The organism is Paenibacillus thiaminolyticus, assembly GCF_007066085.1.
Classification (GTDB): Bacteria; Bacillota; Bacilli; order Paenibacillales; family Paenibacillaceae; genus Paenibacillus_B; species Paenibacillus_B thiaminolyticus.
The window spans coordinates 2,694,819-2,715,559 of record NZ_CP041405.1 but is presented as its reverse complement, the minus strand read 5'-3'; the positions used below and the strand labels follow the sequence as shown (position 1 = coordinate 2,715,559).

18 protein-coding genes, 1 tRNA gene and 1 pseudogene are annotated in these 20,741 nt (G+C 49.4%); 12 read left to right on the top strand and 8 right to left on the bottom strand.

The window, feature by feature from the left end; all coding sequences use genetic code 11:
* Positions 1 to 161 precede the first annotated feature (161 nt).
* Positions 162 to 389 (top strand): hypothetical protein, encoded by a 228-nt coding sequence (locus tag FLT43_RS12210; RefSeq protein ID WP_087444660.1) that lies wholly within the window; start codon positions 162 to 164, stop codon positions 387 to 389.
* 15 nt (positions 390 to 404) lie between these two features.
* Positions 405 to 770: a hypothetical protein gene (locus tag FLT43_RS12205; protein WP_087444661.1), complete on the top strand. Its 366-nt coding sequence runs from the start codon at positions 405 to 407 to the stop codon at positions 768 to 770.
* Positions 771 to 1,090: 320 nt separating this feature from the next.
* Here FLT43_RS12205 and FLT43_RS12200 read toward each other — a convergent pair whose 3' ends face one another.
* Positions 1,091 to 1,489 (bottom strand): type II toxin-antitoxin system HicB family antitoxin, encoded by a 399-nt coding sequence (locus FLT43_RS12200; protein ID WP_087444662.1) that lies wholly within the window; start codon positions 1,487 to 1,489, stop codon positions 1,091 to 1,093.
* A gap of 51 nt (positions 1,490 to 1,540) precedes the next feature.
* Complete coding sequence (locus FLT43_RS12195; RefSeq protein ID WP_242069290.1) at positions 1,541 to 1,795, bottom strand: type II toxin-antitoxin system HicA family toxin; 255 nt, start codon at positions 1,793 to 1,795, stop codon at positions 1,541 to 1,543.
* 225 nt (positions 1,796 to 2,020) lie between these two features.
* Here FLT43_RS12195 and FLT43_RS12190 point away from each other — a divergent pair.
* Both FLT43_RS12190 and FLT43_RS12185 read left to right on the top strand, forming a co-directional pair.
* Positions 2,021 to 2,102, top strand: a tRNA-Met gene (locus tag FLT43_RS12190).
* A gap of 161 nt (positions 2,103 to 2,263) precedes the next feature.
* Entirely contained in the window at positions 2,264 to 2,719 is a 456-nt protein-coding gene (locus tag FLT43_RS12185) for a PPC domain-containing protein (RefSeq protein ID WP_127510930.1), read from the top strand.
* Between the two features lie 230 nt (positions 2,720 to 2,949).
* On the opposite strand, the pseudogene FLT43_RS12180 reads toward FLT43_RS12185, so the two are convergent.
* Positions 2,950 to 4,031: pseudogene (locus FLT43_RS12180) on the bottom strand (IS3 family transposase).
* Between the two features lie 116 nt (positions 4,032 to 4,147).
* Here FLT43_RS12180 and FLT43_RS12175 point away from each other — a divergent pair.
* A complete protein-coding gene (locus FLT43_RS12175; RefSeq protein WP_244194361.1) occupies positions 4,148 to 4,531 on the top strand; it encodes an SDR family NAD(P)-dependent oxidoreductase in 384 nt (127 codons plus the stop codon).
* Positions 4,532 to 4,742: 211 nt separating this feature from the next.
* Here FLT43_RS12175 and FLT43_RS12170 read toward each other — a convergent pair whose 3' ends face one another.
* The 4 genes from FLT43_RS12170 to FLT43_RS12155 all read right to left on the bottom strand — a co-directional run bounded on the left by FLT43_RS12170 (position 4,743) and on the right by FLT43_RS12155 (position 11,359).
* Positions 4,743 to 5,723, bottom strand: coding sequence for an EndoS/ChiA family endoglycosidase (locus FLT43_RS12170; protein WP_087444665.1), 981 nt, complete (start codon positions 5,721 to 5,723; stop codon positions 4,743 to 4,745).
* Between the two features lie 519 nt (positions 5,724 to 6,242).
* Positions 6,243 to 7,115 carry a ComEC/Rec2 family competence protein gene (locus FLT43_RS12165; protein ID WP_087444666.1) on the bottom strand — a complete coding sequence of 291 codons (873 nt, stop codon included), beginning with the start codon at positions 7,113 to 7,115 and terminating at the stop codon, positions 6,243 to 6,245.
* A 137-nt stretch (positions 7,116 to 7,252) separates the two neighbouring features.
* Positions 7,253 to 9,307 carry a methyl-accepting chemotaxis protein gene (locus FLT43_RS12160; RefSeq protein ID WP_087444667.1) on the bottom strand — a complete coding sequence of 685 codons (2,055 nt, stop codon included), beginning with the start codon at positions 9,305 to 9,307 and terminating at the stop codon, positions 7,253 to 7,255.
* A 561-nt stretch (positions 9,308 to 9,868) separates the two neighbouring features.
* Positions 9,869 to 11,359: a peptide MFS transporter gene (locus FLT43_RS12155; RefSeq protein ID WP_087444668.1), complete on the bottom strand. Its 1,491-nt coding sequence runs from the start codon at positions 11,357 to 11,359 to the stop codon at positions 9,869 to 9,871.
* A 609-nt stretch (positions 11,360 to 11,968) separates the two neighbouring features.
* Here FLT43_RS12155 and FLT43_RS12150 point away from each other — a divergent pair.
* From FLT43_RS12150 to FLT43_RS12140, 3 genes are all read left to right on the top strand, one after another.
* The gene (locus FLT43_RS12150; RefSeq protein WP_307719709.1) at positions 11,969 to 12,238 is read left to right on the top strand and encodes an AbrB/MazE/SpoVT family DNA-binding domain-containing protein; all 270 of its coding nucleotides are present in this window, start codon (positions 11,969 to 11,971) and stop codon (positions 12,236 to 12,238) included.
* A complete protein-coding gene (locus FLT43_RS12145; RefSeq protein WP_087444670.1) occupies positions 12,235 to 12,570 on the top strand; it encodes a type II toxin-antitoxin system PemK/MazF family toxin in 336 nt (111 codons plus the stop codon). Before FLT43_RS12150 ends, FLT43_RS12145 begins: the two co-directional genes overlap by 4 nt.
* Positions 12,571 to 12,906: 336 nt before the next feature.
* Positions 12,907 to 13,572 (top strand): N-acetylmuramoyl-L-alanine amidase, encoded by a 666-nt coding sequence (locus FLT43_RS12140; protein WP_087444671.1) that lies wholly within the window; start codon positions 12,907 to 12,909, stop codon positions 13,570 to 13,572.
* 137 nt (positions 13,573 to 13,709) lie between these two features.
* Here FLT43_RS12140 and FLT43_RS12135 read toward each other — a convergent pair whose 3' ends face one another.
* Positions 13,710 to 14,780 (bottom strand): hypothetical protein, encoded by a 1,071-nt coding sequence (locus FLT43_RS12135; protein ID WP_244194362.1) that lies wholly within the window; start codon positions 14,778 to 14,780, stop codon positions 13,710 to 13,712.
* A gap of 305 nt (positions 14,781 to 15,085) precedes the next feature.
* Here FLT43_RS12135 and FLT43_RS12130 point away from each other — a divergent pair, with 305 nt between their 5' ends.
* The 4 genes from FLT43_RS12130 (at position 15,086) to FLT43_RS12115 (ending at position 20,694) form a co-directional block, all read left to right on the top strand.
* Positions 15,086 to 16,444: an FAD-dependent oxidoreductase gene (locus FLT43_RS12130; RefSeq protein WP_087444672.1), complete on the top strand. Its 1,359-nt coding sequence runs from the start codon at positions 15,086 to 15,088 to the stop codon at positions 16,442 to 16,444.
* 46 nt (positions 16,445 to 16,490) lie between these two features.
* The gene (locus FLT43_RS12125; protein ID WP_244194363.1) at positions 16,491 to 17,783 is read left to right on the top strand and encodes a citrate transporter; all 1,293 of its coding nucleotides are present in this window, start codon (positions 16,491 to 16,493) and stop codon (positions 17,781 to 17,783) included.
* 61 nt (positions 17,784 to 17,844) lie between these two features.
* Complete coding sequence (locus FLT43_RS12120) at positions 17,845 to 19,992, top strand: hydantoinase/oxoprolinase family protein (RefSeq protein WP_087444674.1); 2,148 nt, start codon at positions 17,845 to 17,847, stop codon at positions 19,990 to 19,992.
* Between the two features lie 12 nt (positions 19,993 to 20,004).
* Complete coding sequence (locus tag FLT43_RS12115; RefSeq protein WP_087444675.1) at positions 20,005 to 20,694, top strand: hypothetical protein; 690 nt, start codon at positions 20,005 to 20,007, stop codon at positions 20,692 to 20,694.
* The last annotated feature ends 47 nt before the right edge of the window (positions 20,695 to 20,741 follow it).

Genomic DNA, 20,741 nt, shown 5'->3' with positions numbered 1-20,741 from the left:
GCATGGTGTGGCGAGGTACGCAAGGAGTTGCGCAGCCCTCATATATTCGACAGGGCGCCGAATGGCGGCAAGATGCGCCGGTACTGTTGGGATCACGATAGAGAGGTATACAAGGGAGCATACGGCGAGGACATCGGGCCTTTCGATGGAGAAGACTGGATATGAAGAAAGTACAGGCACGGTCATATTGGGTATGGACGGAGCTGGCCGAGCAAAATTGGGACAACCGATACAAAGGGAAACAGCGTGAGGCGGGACAACCAATAGAGAATGAAGCGGGAGACTCCCGAGAAGTTGATCCAGCATGGTTACTTAGAGGATATGTGATAGACGCGACGGACTACATCCCGGCGAACGGACAAATGGATCTGTTTGAATTCATTATTTAGTTAGGGGCTGAGGCGATGGGACAATTAGAAATCTTCCCACGGGCAAACGCGGAAGATATAAAAACCGTCAAAGCCATGGTAGACAAATATCCGACCATGCGTAGGAGGATTGAAGTTCTATCAAAGAAAGCAGAACTGACGCCTATAGAAAAAGAGGTATACAAAGAGTATTCGACCGAGATAGAAAATGTTGAAACGGCAATCGAATCTATTGCAGATGCTGAAATAAGACAAATTATGAAGTATCGATTCATCGAGAATTTCCCGCGTAAATCAGCAGTTGTGAGGTGGAGGACATTCACGGATAGAACTTTTGACCGGAAGATTGTTGAAGGCTTTAAAGCGATGGCAGATGTACTAAAGTTATACGGAAAAATATAAAAAACATGTCTGTATCATGTCTGTTGCGCGTCGGCACGATGTCTGTAGCACAGGGATACAGTAGGCATATAGAGCGAGGAAGTTGCTCGGGTGATGTCTACTGTACCCTTATCACCGTGGTAGGCACTCGGTCACGCTGAACGGTTGTGGAGAATACAACCTTAGCTGTATTGCGATTGTGTGATACGGGGGATCAATGGTATTAGTGTGATGGCGTCGTTTGGGGCGTGGGAACGGCGCTGTCACAGTGATACCGTTAAGGAATCACGATGAAGGAAGGAGCGGGATATGCACCCAATATAAAAAAGTAAGCGGCCTAATCACGGCCGCTTTTCTATGCCCAAGGCTTCACGTACGGATTGCTGCAGCAATTGGGAGAAGTTGAGATTCGCATCCTCTCCGGCATCGCGCAGCCACTTAGGCAAGGTGCAGTTTTTGGTGACCGTCTTATCGTCGGTCGGCGGAATCACGAAGACCTCGACATAGATAATACAATCGTTCGGAGCCTCCAACTCGATTGCATCAATCCCGGAAGGCTCCGGCACAGAATCATTGTTGTCGTGCAGTTCTTCGATACGGTGTATCAGCATGGCCTTGGCATCTTTAATTCCAGCGACAACGGACGGAGCCGTTACAGCGGTGCCCGGGAAATCTGGGAAGTACATGCTTACGCCGGTTGGCGTTTCTTCGACAACAACGGGGTAAATGTAATTCGGCATCTTCGAACCTCCTTATATTTGTGGAAGGGAGAGAGTGGGGGACATCAGGGGCTAGAATTTAACCCCTGACGTTCGCTCAATACTTTTTAACGTGCCCTTCGCTAGTACATCGCCGCTGGAGTGGTAACTAACATCGGCGTAGCGCTTAGGGTCGTCCTTGTGTATGTACCGACGGTGGCTAGTGCCTTTGCCGTGAGTGGGGGATTTATAAAACCCCGCAGCTTTGAGCGCTTGTAAGACTTCCCTGACGGTACGTTGCTTCCCCAATGATTTCTCCCTCCCTTCATGTTCTATTATAACACGCATAATTAATGCGCGTCAATATGAAATACGCATAAAACATGCGCGTTGAATGGTTGGGAGCGGGAACCGTGTTTTTGTCGGGCGATTGTCACCTATAAGTAGACGGTGATTTTCACCCCATACAAAAGCCACTTATATATAGACGGGTAAATCGGCGCGGGGAACAATTCCGGCGATACTGGCCGCATGCGGTCAAAGGCTACCGGTGGAAACCGCACCGCGTCTCGTGGAAAGGTAGCTCAGCGGACAGAGCGCTCGGGGCAGGGCCCATAGCCCGCGAAGGTCGGCGGTTCGAATCCGCCCCTTTCCCACAACTTATGTTAATCCCCTTTTCTATATAAGCCGCTCCTTCGGGGGCGGTATTTTAATTAAAAACCAAAAAATATAGAATATACCAAATATATTGCTTACTTCAATAAAATAGATTATAATGATCATGAAAGACAAAATATCCATAATATGGAGGTTATTATGATGAAAAAAGCACTGATCGTATTCGGTACAACTGCAGCATTACTGGCAAGCGTGTTGGCTCCGACAGCAGGATTTGCTGCTCCAAAAACAGAAGTATCTTCTATGCCTGCGAAATCAAAGGTGATGGAGTCGTCATACATCCAGGGTCCAATCTATGAGATTACAGAATATGAAAGTGAAAAAGGTTCCCTTTACCCCGGCAAAGGCAGGGCATGGTATTACTTTATTCCGAAAAAAACCAGTAAGTATAAAATTACGCTGACTGATTTAACAGAGGACGCTGATCTGTTCCTTCTTGATGAAAATGAAAGGACTATAGCTGTTTCCGAAAGAAAAGGCTCTAAAGATGAAAAAATTATTTGGAAGCTGGAAGCCGGGAAAAAATACTATATTGGTGTATGGAGCGTTAAGAGAAGCGAAACCGATTTTACATTAGATATTGATAGACTGTAAAATAAAGCAGATAGTAGCTTCCTTTTTGTGAGTTCGGTAGAAACAATGAGATGCATACTTTTATAGTTCGGCAAGTCGCCCATATGGGCGACTTTTTATTATGTCCAGAAAGGGATTGATACAAATGAAGGAACGCAAAAGAGAAGATTTGATCGGGCAACAGGGCAGTGTAACGCGGCGTATTGAGGTTGGACCTCTGTCAATAGATTGGACACATAAAATCGAGAGAATTACGCAGCTGAACGAAACGTACGTTCGAATTGAGTGGGCGTGAAATACCCTATAGAGGAATAGATTATCTTTCCATTATAGAAGCACGTGATGTACTCATAAATCTTCTCTCTAGCTTCTTTCCTTGTCTTGAATCTCTGCAAGTAAACAAGCTCTTTTTTCAAAATGCTATGAAAGGACTCAATACAAGCGTTGTCGTAACAATTACCCTTGCGGCTCATGCTGCCTTTCATGCGATATTGGCGAAGCCGCTGTTGATAGTCCGAAGACGCATACTGACTGCCACGATCAGAATGATGCAGCACATTCCCTTTTGGCTTTTGAAGGCGATACGCCTGATCCAGAGCTTTCAGACAAAGCTCCTTCGTCATCCGTTCATCCATATGGAAGCCGACGATTTTGCGCGTGCAGAGGTCCTCTAGGCTGGCGAGATAGAGCCAACCTTCGTCCGTTGGAGAATATATGTGATATCGCCCATCCAGACTTGATTTGGCTTCTCCGCCGTGAACGCCTGGTTGAGGACGTTTTCCGCAACGGGCAAGTGATGTTTCGAGTTTGTCGTGGCCTTATATTTCTTGACTATACGCGATTTCAATCCAAGCTCTTTCATGATGCGGGAAACGGTTTTCTGGGAAAAGTCTACGAATTAATTTCTCAAGCTGCTTACGGCGTTTGCTGCGTTTGCTTTCTTTGCGTTTCGTCCATTCGTAATAACCGCTTTTGGAAACGCCGAATAGAGAGCACATCTTCGCGACACGGAACTGCAAGCGGTGTCTGTGGATGAATGGATAAATCAGTGCCGGTCCTTTGCGAAATAGTGCATGGCCTTTTTTAGAATTTCGTTCTCTTCTTCCAGATCGCGAATTCGCTTCTGAAGGTCACCGAGCTCTTTATCCTCCGGTTTAAGTTGTCCGCTACCGGGGAATGCCTGATTCCCGCTGCTCTTGAATTCGGCGACCCAGCGGTACAACGTATTCTCATGCAACCCCATTTCCCGGGCTACCTGCGCCACCGTTTTCCCTTCTTCCTGGATGAGTCTTACGGTTTGAAGTTTGAATTCCTTGTCGTACTTTTTCGTCATGTTGGACACCTCGAGTTTAATTACTTTTATTGTCGCACTCTCGGTTTTCCGTGTCCAATGTAAAGACTAGCATCATTAAGGTAGCTGCCATTGCACGTAACCCTGAGAAATTGGGGATGATCATAAGTGAACTAAACAAGCTAAATATTGAAGCGAAGTCTTATGTCGCAGATGTTACGGATTTGCCAGCTCTAAAGCAAGCTTTACAGGCTGCTAAACAAGACTTTGGCCGTATTGATGTGCTCGAATATAGCCCTTATTCAGGACCGGGTATTTTCAGACATGTGTTGGAAACAACACCTGAAAACGTCTTAGAACAAGTAAAAGGCCATATACTGCCTGCGATTTTTGCTGTCAATGAAGTATTACCCGACATGATAAAGAATCGTTCGGGAGCGATACTTTTTACAACAGGCTTATCTGCAATGTTTCCATTGCCGTCTATAGGGAATGTCGGAATCGTCATGTCTGGTCTTCGCAATTATGCAACGAACCTTTAAAAGCATTTATGTCGGACATCTATCAATCGGAACATTCATACAGGAGGAATTGATCCAACTAAACTGTCAAATATATGATAAGGTTATACCGATGATCATAAAAAAGCCCTTCATCCTTTGTAGGACGAAGGGCTTCCTGTGTATTCATTTACTTCAAACGTAAAGAATATTGTTGAAGATCACATAATCCATTCGTTTGCTGAATGGTCCCTTATTTGTTTTTCAAGACATCAATTAATTTTTTTGTCCAACTAAAGTCTGTTTCCGTAATTGTATTATCGCCGTATTCTTTTCCATCTCTATCGATGGCATAGATAAACATTCCTCCCTTAGGGCCATCTTCCGGTTGCCAAACAGCATATTTGTAAGCTCTGCTTGTTTCAAATGGTTCCTGAGTATCAGCCCAGTTTGCACCTAATTCTTCCTGAAAAGATATCCCCGGAAGAAACTGATCAGGGAAGATCGTATTTCTATAAGTTGCCCATGTACTATCTAATCTACCAGGGTCTCTGCCATAAGCTTGCAGAAACAAATAATCACAAAATGGAGCTACTTTTTTGAATAGGCTATGATTGTCTTTGTTTGTATCATAGATAAGCAGTTTGCCACTATTCGACATTGGTCCTAACCGTTTAGACAGAGCTTCAAAAACACCAAAAGCTTTTGTTTCTTTTTCTTGAGTTAAATTTTCCTCCATATCAATATCTAAGCCATCTAAATTGTAGGGAGTTACGTATTTATCTATTAAGGATTGCGCATGATCATCATATTCTTTGGATGTGGGCATTGTACCCATGCTAGGTACGTTATATAGCTCCCTAATATCTATAGTGCGTATCACTTTGGTTTGTCGTTCGTGCAAGATAGGCACATATGTATCACGAAGCGTGTCCCAAAATAGTTGTTCATCTGTACCTGGTTTTACATAGTGGAAGACGGAAACGATATCGACTTCTTCAGGAATGTCTGTCATAGCTGTCACATTAGGGTATGGTAGAGTTGAATTTGCATCATGAGGCATGGTTACGTCACGCCATGTTCTATAGTATGCCATCATTATAGGAGCTTTTTGAGCCTCAGTTACCTCGTTTACTGCAGAAGTTGAAGGACTAGCTGTAATAATTGAGCCACTCATAAAAGAGAAAATTAAAACTGTCGACAAGATTAACAACAATGATGTTTTCTTCTTCATAAAAGATAACTCCCTTCCTTAAATTACAATATTTGCGACAATAAAGTAAGCGGTTACAGCAAAGGTTGGAGAGCAGTCATACCATGTGCTTCTTTCGATTTCCACTCGTATCGGGATTTAACAAGCGATGATGGACTTTGAGATAGTTCTTGGTTTGTGACGCTAGCTTGCGCTATACTTCATCCCAAATGCATAAAAGCCTCCCCAAATAAGGATTTTTTCGCTGTGGAGTTTGCTAGCAGCCCTTATGAGTCAAATACGTCAAAGGGGCGCCACTTTTGCAAAAGTTGAGTCGTCTTATATATTATCGTATAGAAGTACAAAAAAATGAATAGACCGGATTCATTAGTCGTTGAGGTGATAGTTAGTAGTATAGCAAGACAAAAAGGCCCCGATAAGGAGCCATTCAGAGAGCCGCGGGAGCTTTCTCGCGGCACTTACCCTTGCAAAAGTTCAACTATGGCGGAAAGCTCGTTTATGACGCAATTGGAAAAAGATAAGCCCCGAATCGCTACGAGGCTATTTCATTATCTCCCATTTTATATTCGTGCCGTCACTGATCGCTGTTATTGTTCCTTGCTTGTCTGTTCGATATATTTCAACGCCGGCCTTCTTGAGCCGGTTCATGATCACTTTTTTGGGATGACCATATTTATTGTCCACTCCCGCACTAATCACGGCGTAGGTTGGTTGCACGGCGTCAATAAATTCCTGTGACGTGGACGTGTCCGACCCATGATGTCCCACCTTAAGCACGTCGGCATGCAGCGGCTTCGGCTGCTTCAACATGTCGGCTTCGCTCCGGGCTTCAGCATCGCCGGTGAATAGGAAGGAGGTGTTCCCATACGTCAGCCGCAGCACGGCGCTCCAAGCATTCAGATCCTTGCCATACTCCGCGACGGGGGCAACGAACTCCGCTGTGACGCCTTCCAGTGGGATGTCAAGGCCCGCCTTGGCCGTCTTTATCTTCAATCCTCTGTTTTTTACGGCCATTAAAAAGTCACGATATGCATTGGTCGTGTGGCTGACTTTTGGGGCATAAACAGACTTTACTGGCATCGCGTCAATCACCGTATCCAGACCGCCTATATGGTCGGCGTCCGGATGGGTTGCTATCACCACATCCAATTGCGTGATGCCGAGGCTTTCAAGGTATTCGACGACATCCTGTCCCTTGTGATTGTCTCCGCCGTCAATTAAGATGTGCTGTCCTTTTGGAGTCTTGATCAGAGTAGAATCACCTTGGCCGACGTCCAAATAGAATACTTGCAGTGTCCCAACTGGTTGCAGTGGCTGTACTGACTCGTGTAGTGCCGGATTCCCCGATGAACATGCCGCCAGAAGTAGTACGAAAATAAGAGTAAGCGTCGTTATGTATAAGTATTTCTTCATATTTACCTCCCGTGTAATTGGGAAAAGCTTGGCGTAGCAAGGCAAAAAGGCCCCGAATGGAGCCTTTTTGCTTGGAAATCATGTATACCGATGGCCTGGAGCCAGAGGTATGATCCCTGCTGCGGTTTACTTTGCTCTTAAATTTTGTATTGGCTCATCATTTGGCTCAACGTCTGTGCCATTTGATTAAGCTGCTCCGCATTTTTCATCAAGGTAGACATATCCTGCAGCTGCTGATCCGTGAACTTCACGAGTGTCGTGGCATGTTCCGCGTTCTTCTCGGCGATGTGGGCGATTTCATTCACGGATGCAAGCACTTCTTCGGAGCCGGCGGACATTTCTTCGGTTACGGCTGACGTGTCTTGAATTTGTCCCGCCATATCGGTAATTTCCGCTAAGATGCTTTCGATCAGCTTCCCGGAGTTTTGTACTTTGTAAATGCCATCGGCAACGCTTTCCCGAACGTCATCCATCGACTCGACGGCCTTGTAGGCATCATTTCTCGCTTCTTCGATCAGGTCGGCGATTTCGCGCGCGGACTCTGCCGAGCGTTCCGCGAGCTTCCTTACCTCATGGGCAACGACGGCAAAGCCTTGACCATGCTCCCCGGCGCGGGCGGCTTCAATTGACGCATTAAGGGCAAGCAGGTTCGTCTGCGTTGCGATTTGGGTGATGGCATCGACGATAGAGGCCATCTGTTCCGAGCGCTCGCCCAGATTTTGAACCAGGACTCCCGAATTACGCACCGATTCATCAATCGTGTTCATCTGCTGTACCGCTTCCTGCAGCAGCATGTTGCCATTCTTCGCCTGCTCGGACGTATCCATCGACGTTTCCGATATGTTGGTTGTGCTCTCCGCGATGCGCTGAATGCCGATGGCCATCTCCTCCATGGCCTTGGAGCCTTCTTCCGTGCCCCGCATCTGCGTCTCAGCGCCGCTTGCGACAATCTTAACGACAGATCCGACTTCTTGAATTTGTTCCGTGCTCGCTGCCGTGTGGGCAGACAACTCCTCCGAGGAGGCTGCTAATGTGTTTGCGGCCCCGCGTATTTCTCCAACCAGATCACGAATGGATGATTGCATCGTCTGCAATGATTGTCCTAACACGCCGATTTCATCCTTTTTCTGCTGGATATGAGCAGGGACCTCGCCCGTGAAATCGCCTGCGCTAATCGCCTTCAGATTGGTGACGACGATCTGAAGCGGCTTCGTAATGTTTGATGCAAGCGCCAGCGCCAGCAGCACGGCCAAGATAGCGCATATTGAACTGGTAAGGAGATTGATCTTCCCAATTTTGTTGGCTTCTTGAGTCAATTCGCTTTTTTCAACGACAGATAGGTATTTCCAACCGGTTTGCTGTGACGTATATAAATTGGTCATGTAGCCTGTGCCATCCATCTGAATTTCGAAATAATCCGAAGTTTTTTCCTTGATGCTGGCAAATTCGGGTACGCCGATATCAGCAATATTTTTAGAGATTAACTCCGGGTTCCGCGGGTGGGCCAGAATCGTTCCGTCATGGGACAATAGAATAACATAGCCTGTCGTCTTGATCTGGATGCTGTCCAGCTGCTCGGCCAGCTTGCTCAGGCTCATGTTGAGTCCGATTACGCCCAGCGGCTTGTTGCTGCCGTTGTTGACGGCGGTGACGCTGCTCATTCTCAACATGCCGCTAACCGCATCCGCATAAGGCTCTGACATTGTGACTTGGTCGGGATTCGCCAGCCCGTCGGTATACCAAGGCCGGCTGCGCGGGTCATATTGGGCGGCCACTTCTTCTTCAGGCCATTGCACGTAGCCGCCGTCAACAGTGCCCAAAAACACGGAAGACGTGTTAGGATGTGTTTTGGCAAAACGCTCTAATTCTTTATAAATTTCGGTTTCAATACCGCCGTTCTTTGAAGGTGTTGCCTTTTTGCCTTGTGAATTGTTCATATAAGAGGTGATGGTGTCATCGGCTTTATGGACGATCGGGCTGGTAGCCAAGAGCTGGACATTTTCTTTCACCGTTTCGAAATAAAGAGACATCCGGCCATCCACCTGTGCGACTTCATTCGTCGTTGATGTTACGAAATTATCGGTTATTTCCTTTACCATACTATTTTGCACAATAACCCCAATTAATGAAATCGGAATAAGAATCGTTACTAGAAAGGATAGAATTAGTTTCAGTTTAATGCTTTTTAACATAGAGTCCCTCCTCTAGGATGTTCGCAGTAGTGAATTTGCCAATGAATTTCGACAACAAACAGTGAAATTCGACATGAGTATTTATCGACCAAAAAAAGGGTCTTTTTAATACTTATGTCGGATGGAAGTAGGAAAATTGTATTGGCAGTTGCAAAGAGCTTAGTCCTCTAGTAGTGAGCGCTAGAGGGATCGCAGGGTCGCGGGGAGGGGCGATGTATAGAAGAGAATATGTAGATTTGTAGTTTGAATGAAATTTCCGCGATGAATGAGAACGGATTGGGTCATAACGAACCTAGTACATTTGTACTCTAGCCGATGTCATTGCCCCTGTTATGGTTGAAGAAATATCAAAAACATGGTAGACTTATCACAGAATCGTCACGTTCAATAGATTGTCATATTTTTGGGGCGCTGTGTGGCTTCATCGAGTCTCGGTGTTTGATTACGAGCATGCCCAAGACCGCCAGAAGATGTCGCTTGCTGACGGTCATGAGCTGCGAGTACATATAATGGTCATTCCTTGAGACAAGGAATCCGGTTGTATCACTAGAGGGGGCCTGCTTATTTTACCCCTTTCATATAGCCTTGAATCTTTGGGGACAGCAGGTAGAGCAGAAGACTCAACACGATGGCTGCCCCTCCAATAACGCCAAAGTAAAGCATCTCGGTTTCTGGAGTATAGAACTTTACGATCTGAGCGTTAATGGCTTGAGCTGCTGCATTGGACAAGAACCATAGGCTCATGGTCTGGGCCGTGAAGGCAGCGGGCGCGAGCTTCGTAGTAGCCGAGAGACCCACTGGCGACAAGCATAGCTCTCCGAGTACAACGACGAAGTAGCTGAGCACGAGCCACAATGGGTTGACGAGCGAAGCGGCTCCGCCGAAGTAAGCCGGCAGCAGAATGATCAAGAAGGACAACCCGGCGAACAATAAGCCCAGTGAGAATTTCTGCGGTATGGTCGGCTGGCGATTTCCGAGCTTTACCCACAACCAAGCGAATACAGGAGCCAGTATAATAATAGAGAGCGGATTCAGGGATTGGAACCAGGCAGGTGAAAGATGGATGCCTGCGAATTCCAATTGGGTACGCTTGTCCGCATAGTTGGCTAGAATCGTGGACCCTTGCTCCTGAATTGCCCAGAACATAATCGATGCAATGAACAAAGGAATGTACGCAATAATTCGGGAACGCTCGACGGGCGTTGTTTTAGGACTGCGGTACATAACAACAAAGTACAGGGTGGGGATCAGGAGTCCTAAAATCCCAACCAGCTTGATAAAGGTATCGAAGGTAAGAATACCAAATGCAATGGTAACCGCGATTAAGGCAGCCAGAACAACGACACCCACACCCAGAATTGTGAAGACCTTTTTCTTCTCGGCGGGGGAGAGCGGGTTGACCACAATCGTACCGGCAAGGCCTAAGTTTTTGGATCGGGTAACCATAAAAACGACCAATCCGATGAACATCCCGATAGCCGCAAGACCGAACCCAAGGTGGAAATTATTCATCCCGACGGTTCCTACAACTAATGGAGAGAGGAAGCCCCCGAGGTTAATCCCCATATAAAAAATACTAAAGCCCGCATCCCGGCGGTTATCCTGATCGCTGTAAATATCCCCTACTAAACTAGATGCATTGGGTTTCAGAAGGCCGGTACCAAGCACAATCAAGATCATGGATACAAAGAATAGCGTAGCATTGCCCGGTATGGCCAGCACGATATGACCCAGCATAATCAAGATACCGCCATAAAAAACGGCTCTCGACGTACCTAAAATACGGTCAGCCAACCAGCCACCGATGATGCCGGACATATATACGAGTGATCCGTAGATTGACATTATGGCGAGTGCGGTGCTCTCCGGAAACCCGAGTCCGCCCTGCGACACTTCATAGTACATAAAGAATACAAGGATAGCCCTCATTCCATAATAGGAGAAGCGCTCCCAGAACTCGGTGAAAAAGAGGGTGAACAGGCCTTTGGGATGACCAAAAAACCCCTTTTGTGGAACACTTTCTACAATCTTCTGTCTGTCATTGCTCGGCATATCAACTCTCCTTTAAATCAATAATCCTTTAACGTAATGAAGCTAACGTTTTTTTTATTATAATACCCTACTTAGTTAGACTGCAATCTTTCTCAAGTGACAATATAAGACAATTAACCATTTTCATTGTCTGTCACAATGCTACTTGGCAAGCAAAATTAGGCTTGACCAGTGAACTCTGCTTAGTTAAGAGGTTATATTAAAATGTACTGTTGAAGCGTTTACAAATATGCATGGAAAATAAATGTGAAAAAAGAAAGTGGACAACCAGACGCTTCCTGGCTGGCTTATTAATAAGAGAAAAGCAACTGAGGCTAAGTCATCCTCATGAATTCAGGGTGCTTAGTTTTTTTTGAATGGTTCAAACTCTTAATAAAATTGCATTAGTGGTTCCGCCACTGATGTTAACGAACGAAAACCCAGCTGTTGGGACACCTTTCATCGTTACGAAATCTCCATCTAGAGTATCACCAGTGACACACTTTATAATTTAATCCAGAGAACAGTTAGCGGTATCAAATATAAGATTAATGTATATCATAAGTATATACATTTTTGCGAGGGGCTAAAGTATAATTGGATCATAAGCAGGAGAAGGACGTGATTCTTATGACGACTGCAACGCTCCGTAAATGGGGCAACAGTAGTGCTGTCCGTATTCCGAACCAAATTGTTAAACGCCTTAATTTGGAAGAAGGCGCGGAAATTGAACTAATCGTAACTCCAGAAAATGATTTATTGCTTCGCCCTACGAAAAAGCCGCAAGAATCGAACGAGGAGTTGCGCGCTCATTTGAAATTGCTTCTGTCAAAAATTAAGCCAGATTCGCCTCGTCATGACGAAGTGGATGTAGGAATTGAAGGAGACGAAATGATTTGACGGTTCCAAGACGTGGCGATTTGGTATGGCTTAACTTTGATCCGCAAGCCGGACATGAACAGGCCGGCCGGCGGCCTGCCATTGTGCTGTCCGAATCCGATTTCAATGAAGCGACCGGTTTTGCGGTAGTATGTCCGATTACAAGCCAAGTCAAAAATTATCCTTTTGAGGTTCCCCTTCCGGAAGGACTTCCGTTTACAGGGGTTGTCCTTACTGATCAATTGAAAAGCCTGAATGTAAGAAATCGGAGAATGAAAACCGTGGGGAATATCCATGTAGAATCAGAATGTATGAAAGCTGTGCTTCGCAATGCCCGAGCTATCCTGGCTTAGGCCTACCTTTATTGAAGGGCAGGGCTTATCTTTATGGAGAGCAATTTTCTCTAGAGGCAGGCCCTTTTCTTTTGCTTACTTACATCAAAGGGAGCGAAACCTGTCCTTAATTTGTTTTAAATGGATAGACAGGTTGACCCAGATGTAGAGTGATCCAGGGGTGAAATCGTAAAAACAATCTTTTGGCACGGGATATATGCAAGCGGCGCACTCTATCTTCTCTTCATAAAATTTACTATGGAAGATAGAACCATCATAGCAAAGCAGTCACTCTTTCTATCGCAATCGAATTTGTTTTCTTCCAGACAAAATTTTGCTGAAGAGAGCTGATGAAAAGTGACTATCGAGATCAAGCAGCGATTGCTTCCCGACGGCCGGCCGAACAAGCCGAGCCGCCCGATGAAGCCGCAGTATATTACCGTTCACAATACGGATAATACGGCTCCCGGGGCTACGGCCGAAGCGCATAGCCGTTATATTTTGAATGGGAGCGGCGGAACGCAGACCAGCTGGCACTACACGGTAGATGACCATGAAATCTACCAGAGTCTGCGGGATAATGAGCAGGGCTGGCACGCGGGCGACGGCAGCGGCCCCGGAAATGCGTCATCCATCGGCATCGAGGTCTGCATGTACCAGGGAATGGACGAGCCGTTGGCATGGCAGCGGGCCGCGGAGCTGATTGCTCTGCTGGCCAAGCGGCACGGCATCGGGCTGAGCGCTGTCGTACCACACCGCCACTGGAGCGGGAAGGCGTGCCCGTCCCGTATTCTCCCGCGATGGCAGGAGTTTATGGAATTGGTAGAAAAGGCAATGAATTCAAGCGGTAAGCCGGTTCCGCCCGACATCATCGGCCACTGGGCGGAAGCACAGATCAGGGCGGTGATCGACGCCGGAATTATGGTGGGCCGCGACTCTGGGAATTTTGAACCGAATCAGCCAATCACCCGCGCCGAGGTGGCTGTGGTCGCTGAGCGGCTATTGAGCCGTTTTAACAAATAACCTTGGAGAATAAAAAATTAGGCCAACCAGAAGCCCCTGGCTGGCCTATTCATATGAAAAGATCATGAGGTGATGCTCATGGCATTTGTTCGTAATTCGAGCTAGAACAGCCGAGGCCCGATTGCGGCCGCCAATAGTCACTCGTGATGCGAGTGATGAGCAGATCCGGCAGGAGTGGTGTCCGGACCAGGACGAGTGTGGGATGGCGCATGATGGCTGTCGACATTCAAGCCGCTCTCCGGCTGCCCCATCCATATGTAGATCGGCATGAGGACGAACAGCAATACGGTGAAATGAAAAACCATGAAGAAGCAGCGCAGCTTGGGTGAACGGTGAACATGATAGAGCGTCTTGGAATCGTCTCTGCCGACGATCAAGAAGATAAGCAGCAAGGTGTGCATGACCATGTGGCCGATGATCTCGGTCAGGCCGAATACGGTGGTGGTGGCCACAAATAATCCGGTCAGCAGCAGAGCCGTGAACCGGTTCATGACGCCGATGATAAAAGCCCAGGCCAGCCCCAGCTCGATAAAGGCGCTGATCAGCACGAAATCTTCAACGGTAAAGCCCAATGTAGGAAGGCTGTACTCGTGTATTAATGAACCGGCCAGCTTCGCCAGCGTCATCTTTTCCATAGCTAACCAGGCAAGAGACAATCCAGCCCAAAAATAAAGCACCGGGAGACAAGAACGGCTCCACTTCGTATGGATGAACAGCAAATAATAGATGACACCGACATAGAACATATAGTCGAGCGAATGGAACAGTCCATAATCGATAATCGCTTTAACATATAAGGCGGCAAGAGCCGCTCCGCTTACGGCAAGCAGCTTCCGGTGCAGCAGGCCAAGCAGGCCAACGATGAGCAGGCCGTAGATCCACCATATGTCGACGGCCAGCGTGGGAGCGATGTACGTTCGAGTGACGAGCTGCAAGAGGAGGCCAAGCCCGATGCCGACCCGCATAATCATAAATTGAAAGCGTTTTAACTGATTGAGCAAAGAATGAACCTGGCGGACAACGCGAAGGCGTTCCAACGATTCATTAAACATGGCGACAAGGAGCAAGACAATGAATGTAAAGCCTAACCAGAACAGAAAAGTAGGGGTAATGACTCGATCCATCGATTGCGGGGTCCACTCCTGATCGGCTGCAAACCATTTGACATGCATAACTATGCCGAAGCGGCCCGGCATCCATCCGTACATACCAGTTCTCTCCTTTAATGATTGAAATCGGGGTTTCACCGTCTTTTTACATTAATGAAAATAACTCGAAAAGTATGATTATAAATATTTCGGACGTAAGGTCAGAGCACGGGAGCACAAGCTTCGGTGATTTTTGGCGCTTTATGCGCTAGATCATAGCTTTAGAACACTCGGAAAATAATAAACATAATTTTCGGATATATAGAAAATTATTTTCCTGAAAGCATTTACAGTAAAGTTTTTGTCTGATAGGCTATGGGTAAGCAGCAATCATACATCACTTAATCAGAAGGAGCGAGGACGGTATGGGGAACAGGCTGAAGTATGATGTGGTGGTCATGGGCGGCGGCATATCGGGAGCGATGGCTGCCGTTGCGGCATCCAGCTTGGGGGCGAAGACGCTGATAGTAGAGTCGCACGGATTTCTGGGCGGGACGCTTACTGCGAATGGGGTCGGCCCAATGATGACATTCCATGCGGGAGAGAAGCTTGCCATTCAAGGATTTACGGATCAGTTGATTGAACGGCTGAAGAAGCAGGGCAAGTCGCCAGGGCATATTTTCGATACGGTCGGCTTCACGTATTCGGTCACCCCATTCGATGCCGAAGCGATGAAGCATGAGCTGGAGCTGATGGTCACCGAGAGTGGTGGCGAGATTCTGTACCATACGATGCTGGCTGGCGTGAAGACCGAGGGCGGACGAATCATCAGCATCACGGTATGCAATAAATCGGGCCTGAGCGATATCGAGGCGTCCGTGTTCATCGACGGGACGGGAGACGGAGATTTGTCTGTCGGCGCAGGAGCTGAGTTCACCAAGGGCAGGGAATCCGACGGGGCCATGCAGCCGATGACGTTGAAGATGAAGATGTATAACGTCGATATTCCGAAGGTAAAGCAATATATTCACGCCCATCCGGAAGACTTTCCGCTGTATCAGGGCGACACGTCCATCATCGAGAAGGCGCCGCGCTTGTCGGTAGGCGGGTTCGACAGTCTGTTCAAGCTGGCGAAGGAGAGGGGCGAGATCTCGATTCAGCGGGAAAATGTGCTGTTCTTCGAGACGAATAACCCGGGCGAGGTCATCATGAATACGACCCGGATTCTCGGCCATGATCCGACGGATGCGTTCAGTCTGAGCAAGGCGGAGATGGAAGGCCGGAAGCAGTGCCGCGAGCTGGAGCTGTTCGTGCGCAAGTATATTCCGGGCTTCGAGCATGCGGTCGTGGAATCAACCGGCCCGAGTATCGGTGTTCGGGGATCCCGCCAGATTAAGGGCGTGTACACGCTGACGGCCGAGGATCTGCTGGAGCAGCGGATGTTCGAGGATACGATCGCGCATTCCGGTTATCCGATCGATATCCATAGTCCGGACGGCGAAGGAACGAAGCATCAGAAGCTGGAATGGGGCGGCATGTACAGCATTCCTTACTCCTGCATGATCACGGATTCCGTACAGAACCTGATCGTCATCGGCAGATGCATCTCGGCCACCTTCGAGGCGCAGGCAGCGATGCGGACGACGCCGACGACAGGGGCGATCGGCCATGCCGGCGGCGTAGCCGCTGCGGTAGCCGCCAAGAACGGCATCCGCGTGCAGGATGTGGACATCAAGGAAGTGCAATCCGTACTCAAAGCACAAGGCGCTTATTTAGAAATATAGATGAACCTAACCATGATAAGAACTTGATTCGAGAGGGGAAATCATCGTGACATCGTTAATGTGGGTTCAAGCCATCGGCATTTTACTTGTCTTTCTTGTGTTCGTCGGGTTAATGATGACCCGGAAGCTTCCGACTATTCTTGCGCTGCCTTTGATGGCGATTCTGTTCGCCGTCATCGCCGGCGTGCCGTGGATGTCGAACGATCCCGAGGCGACCACGATTGCCAAGACGATTCTGTCATCCGGCTCAATGCGCCTGTCCGGCGCCATCGCAGGCTTGATATTCGGGGCCTGGTTCGGGCAAATCTTGAATAAAGTCGGCATTACCAAGTCGATTATCCGGAAAGCGGCCGAGCTTGCAGGCGACAAGCCGGTGTTGATTGCGGTCTTGTTTTTTGCAACCGCATCTATTATTTTCTCGGCGGCCGGCGGACTGGGCATGGTCATCCTGGTCGGTACGATCGTCATTCCGATTATGCTGACGGCGGGCATTTCCCAGTTCGTCGCCTCTATCGTCGTCATTTCCGCCGTCGGCGTCGGCGCGCTGTTCAACGTCTCCAACTGGGCAGTCTATGTCGATGTGCTCGGCCTCTCGGTTCAGACGATTGCGGATTATACGCTGGTCGCCGCGCTGCCGCTCATTCTCGTCTCGTTGGCGATGATTATTTTCTACATCCGGCGGGACGGCAAAGGCCGCAAAGCATGGGCGATGCCGACGGCTTCCGGTGGAGAAGGCAAAAAAGTTCCTGCCTTTGCCCTCATTAGCCCGCTTGTGCCGGTCATTCTCGTCTTTGCATTCAAGCTCGACATCGTGCCGGCGGTGGTCATCGGCGCGTTGGTTACGATACTGCTGACTTGGCCGAAGCGGCCGATTCATGTCCTGTCCAGCGCGCTGGTGGAAGGGATTCAGGACGTCGCCGGCGCGATGGCGCTCATGATCGGCATCGGAATCCTGTTGAATTCCGTCATGGCGCCGCAGGTGTCGGCGCTGATCAGCCCGTTGATTGAAGCGGTGCTGCCAACCAGCCCGCTGATGTACATTCTGTTCTTCACGCTGCTGTCTCCGCTCGCCATCTACCGCGGGCCGCTGAACGTATGGGGACTGGGCAGCGGCATTGCCGCCCTGTTCGTCTCGGCGGGTATGACCCCGGTCGCGGCGATGCTGGCGCTGCGCGTCGTCAGCAACGTGCAGGCCGTATCCGACCCGACCAACTCGCATAATGTGTGGGTCGCGGATTTTACGAAGAGCGACATTAACGATATTTTGAAAAAGACGCTTCCTTGGATGATGGTTGCGGTGCTGATTTCGATGGTGTTGGGTTCATTCATGGTCTTTTAGAAGCAGATAGAATCCGGGCGGAGACTTGCGAGTGTCCGCCCGTTGCCGCAGGAGGAGAACGATGGAGAGAAGAAAAGTAAGGGTTGGGATTGATGTCGGAGGCACCTTCACGGATGCGGCCGTCATTGACAATGAGACGTACGAGGTTATCGGGAAGATGAAGATTCCAACGACACATCATGACGAAGACGGTGTGGCGAAGGGAATTGTGCAAATATTGAAGCGGATTTTGGAGAGCGAGGGCATTGCTCCGGACGATGTGACCTTTATCGCCCATGGAACGACGCAAGCGACGAACGCCTTGCTGGAAGGGGATGTTGCCAGGGTTGGCATTATCGGCATGGGTTCCGGCCTTGACGGCATGAGCGCGCGCTCGGAGTCGAATCCCGGGGACATCGAACTGGCGCCGGGAAAATATTTGAAGACCTACCATACCTACCTGGATTCCAAAAATTTGCGGGACGAGGACATCGAAGCCGCTATTGACGAGCTTGCACGGCAGGGGGCGGAGGTTATCGTCGCTTCCGAGGCGTATAGCGTCGATGATCCCGCTAATGAGCTCCGCGTCGTCGAGATAGCGAGCCGCAAAGGCATGTATGCCACCGGCGGGCATGAAATTTCCCAGTTGTATGGACTCAAGACACGGACAAGAACGGCGGTCGTGAATGCGTCTCTCATTCCGAAAATGATGGAAACGGCAAATATGACGGAGAAATCGGTCAAAAACGCGAATATTCAATCTACGCTCATGATTATGCGCTGCGACGGCGGTGTTATGAGTATCGACGAGGTGCGCAAACGTCCGATTTTGACGATGCTGTCAGGACTTGCTGCCGGTGTTGCCGGCGTGCTGATGTATGAGAAGGTGTCGGACGGCATCTTTTTTGAGGTCGGCGGCACAAGCGTCGATATTTCCGTCATCAAGAACGGGAAGGTCATGATCAAGAATGCCCAGGTCGGCGGCCACCGGACCTACTTGCAGTCCCTGGATGTCCGGACGCTGGGTATTGCCGGCGGAAGCATGATTAAGGTGGCGAACGGGAAGATCATCGACGTCGGTCCGCGAAGCGCCCATATTGCGGGCAAGGAATATGAGGCATTCGCCCCGACGGAGCAGATCGTCAATCCGAAGGTCAAGTTCGTCAGCCCGCGGGAAGGGGATCCGGCCGAATATATCATTTTCGAGTGCGGGAACGGCAAGGAATTCTCCTACACGCTGGCCGGTGCGGCCAACATTCTCGGCTATGTTCCGGAAGGCGATTACGCGCGGGGGAACAAGGAAGCGGCCGTGCGGGCATGGGAAGCCTTGGCCGCCCATGTCGGCCTGAGCGTCGAGGAGGCCGCCAGACAGGTGATGAATATCGCGATCGACAAAACGATGAAGACCGTCAATGAGATGATCGAGGACTATGAGCTGGATCGTTCGTTCGTGACGCTGGTCGGCGGCGGCGGCAGCGGGGCGGTGCTCGTCCCGGCGATGGCGGAGCGGGAGCGGCTCCGCTTCCAGATCGCGAATAACGCGCCTTACGTGTCGACCATCGGCGTCGCCCTGGCGATGGTGAAGGAGCAGTTGGAGAGAACCGTCGTCAATCCGACGGAAGAGGACATCAAGCGTATTCGGTCCGAAATCGTCGAGCGCATTGTCAAGTCCGGAGCCAGTGAGGATACGGTCGAGGTGACGATCGAGATCGACAGCCAGAAAAACATTCTGCGGGCAGTCGCTACCGGCTCGACAGAGCTTCGCTCCAAAGATCTGGGCCAGCAAGCGCTGTCTGTCAAGGAGATGGCCGCCATCGCCGCCAGCTCGGTCGATCAGCCGGCGGACAGCATGAAGCTGGCATCCCAGTGCGGCCGCTGGAGCCTGTTTGCCTGCGAGGAGACGAAGAAATCGTTCTTCGGCCTGATCAAGAAGAAGACGACCTATGTGAGCGTGCTCGATCGGGAAGGCGTCGTCCGGTTCAAGAAGGGGAATGTCCACTTTGCGAAGGTGACCAAGGCCCAGTTCGGGGGCCGGTTGCAAGATTTTTTGGATGACAATACGATCTACTCCGACGCGAACGCCACGATACCGAAGGTATTCGTCTTTTATCGGGAGAAGATGCTTGATTTGACCGGAATGCAGACGAAGGAACAGCTGATGTCGATTCTCGAGATCGAGACGGAGATGCTGACAGAGGAAGAAGAACTAATCGTCGTTGCCTATCAGTAAGGAGGGGAAGGTATGCCGGACGAGGTTATCTGCCGCTTGGCGGAAGAGGAAGGGTCCGATGAGTTGCTGGCGTGCGCGGAGCTGGAGCAGGACCCCCTTTTCCACAAAATACCGAAGGACCGAATGGCGTACTATGTGTGCATGTCGCTGGAGCGGGGCAGAGAGACGGCGGCTGCCTACAAAGGCAAGGGGAAGTCCATCCGGGAGCTGTGTCAGATGGAAGGCTTGCAGTATGAAGTGACGAACCGGTCCGGCACCTTCCACAATGTCAGCTTCCGCGCGCAGATTGATTTCGCCAACAATCCGCCGGCGATTATCATCTATGCCTCGTCGCTCCGCGATATGCGGCAGGCGTACCGGACGGTGATGGGGAATGGATGCGAGGAGCAGGAACAGGAGCTGGATCGGCTGATCGACATTCATTTGGCGCATGAGTTTTTTCATTATACAGAGTACCGAACAGGGCAATTCACGAATGAGACGCTGGAGCCGATCGAGATTTTCAAGCTCGGAAGCTGGTATACGAAGAGATCAAGCGTGGTGAAATGCAGTGAAATCGCGGCGCATGCATTCTGCAAGACGATGCTGGACCTGCCCTGTATGCCGAATGCGCTCGATTACGCGTTTCTTGTTCAGACGGGGGAGATAGATGCAGGCGAGCTCCGCCGGAGGGCGGCAAAATGGAAAATGATGCTGGCCTGATTTTCTCATTGCCTCCCTTGATATGATATAATGGGGTGTGCTAACGA

What these genes read in the sequence shown, in the direction of transcription:
- FLT43_RS12210 (WP_087444660.1), top strand. Translation starts at nt 162, where the DNA reads ATGAAGAAAGTACAGGCACGGTCATATTGGGTATGGACGGAGCTGGCC.
- FLT43_RS12205 (WP_087444661.1), top strand. Translation starts at nt 405, where the DNA reads ATGGGACAATTAGAAATCTTCCCACGGGCAAACGCGGAAGATATAAAA.
- FLT43_RS12200 (WP_087444662.1), bottom strand. Translation starts at nt 1,489, where the DNA reads ATGCCGAATTACATTTACCCCGTTGTTGTCGAAGAAACGCCAACCGGC.
- FLT43_RS12195 (WP_242069290.1), bottom strand. Translation starts at nt 1,795, where the DNA reads ATGCGTGTTATAATAGAACATGAAGGGAGGGAGAAATCATTGGGGAAG.
- FLT43_RS12185 (WP_127510930.1), top strand. Translation starts at nt 2,264, where the DNA reads ATGATGAAAAAAGCACTGATCGTATTCGGTACAACTGCAGCATTACTG.
- FLT43_RS12175 (WP_244194361.1), top strand. Translation starts at nt 4,148, where the DNA reads ATGATCATAAGTGAACTAAACAAGCTAAATATTGAAGCGAAGTCTTAT.
- FLT43_RS12170 (WP_087444665.1), bottom strand. Translation starts at nt 5,723, where the DNA reads ATGAAGAAGAAAACATCATTGTTGTTAATCTTGTCGACAGTTTTAATT.
- FLT43_RS12165 (WP_087444666.1), bottom strand. Translation starts at nt 7,115, where the DNA reads ATGAAGAAATACTTATACATAACGACGCTTACTCTTATTTTCGTACTA.
- FLT43_RS12160 (WP_087444667.1), bottom strand. Translation starts at nt 9,307, where the DNA reads ATGTTAAAAAGCATTAAACTGAAACTAATTCTATCCTTTCTAGTAACG.
- FLT43_RS12155 (WP_087444668.1), bottom strand. Translation starts at nt 11,359, where the DNA reads ATGCCGAGCAATGACAGACAGAAGATTGTAGAAAGTGTTCCACAAAAG.
- FLT43_RS12150 (WP_307719709.1), top strand. Translation starts at nt 11,969, where the DNA reads ATGACGACTGCAACGCTCCGTAAATGGGGCAACAGTAGTGCTGTCCGT.
- FLT43_RS12135 (WP_244194362.1), bottom strand. Translation starts at nt 14,780, where the DNA reads ATGTACGGATGGATGCCGGGCCGCTTCGGCATAGTTATGCATGTCAAA.
- FLT43_RS12130 (WP_087444672.1), top strand. Translation starts at nt 15,086, where the DNA reads ATGGGGAACAGGCTGAAGTATGATGTGGTGGTCATGGGCGGCGGCATA.
- FLT43_RS12120 (WP_087444674.1), top strand. Translation starts at nt 17,845, where the DNA reads ATGGAGAGAAGAAAAGTAAGGGTTGGGATTGATGTCGGAGGCACCTTC.
- FLT43_RS12115 (WP_087444675.1), top strand. Translation starts at nt 20,005, where the DNA reads ATGCCGGACGAGGTTATCTGCCGCTTGGCGGAAGAGGAAGGGTCCGAT.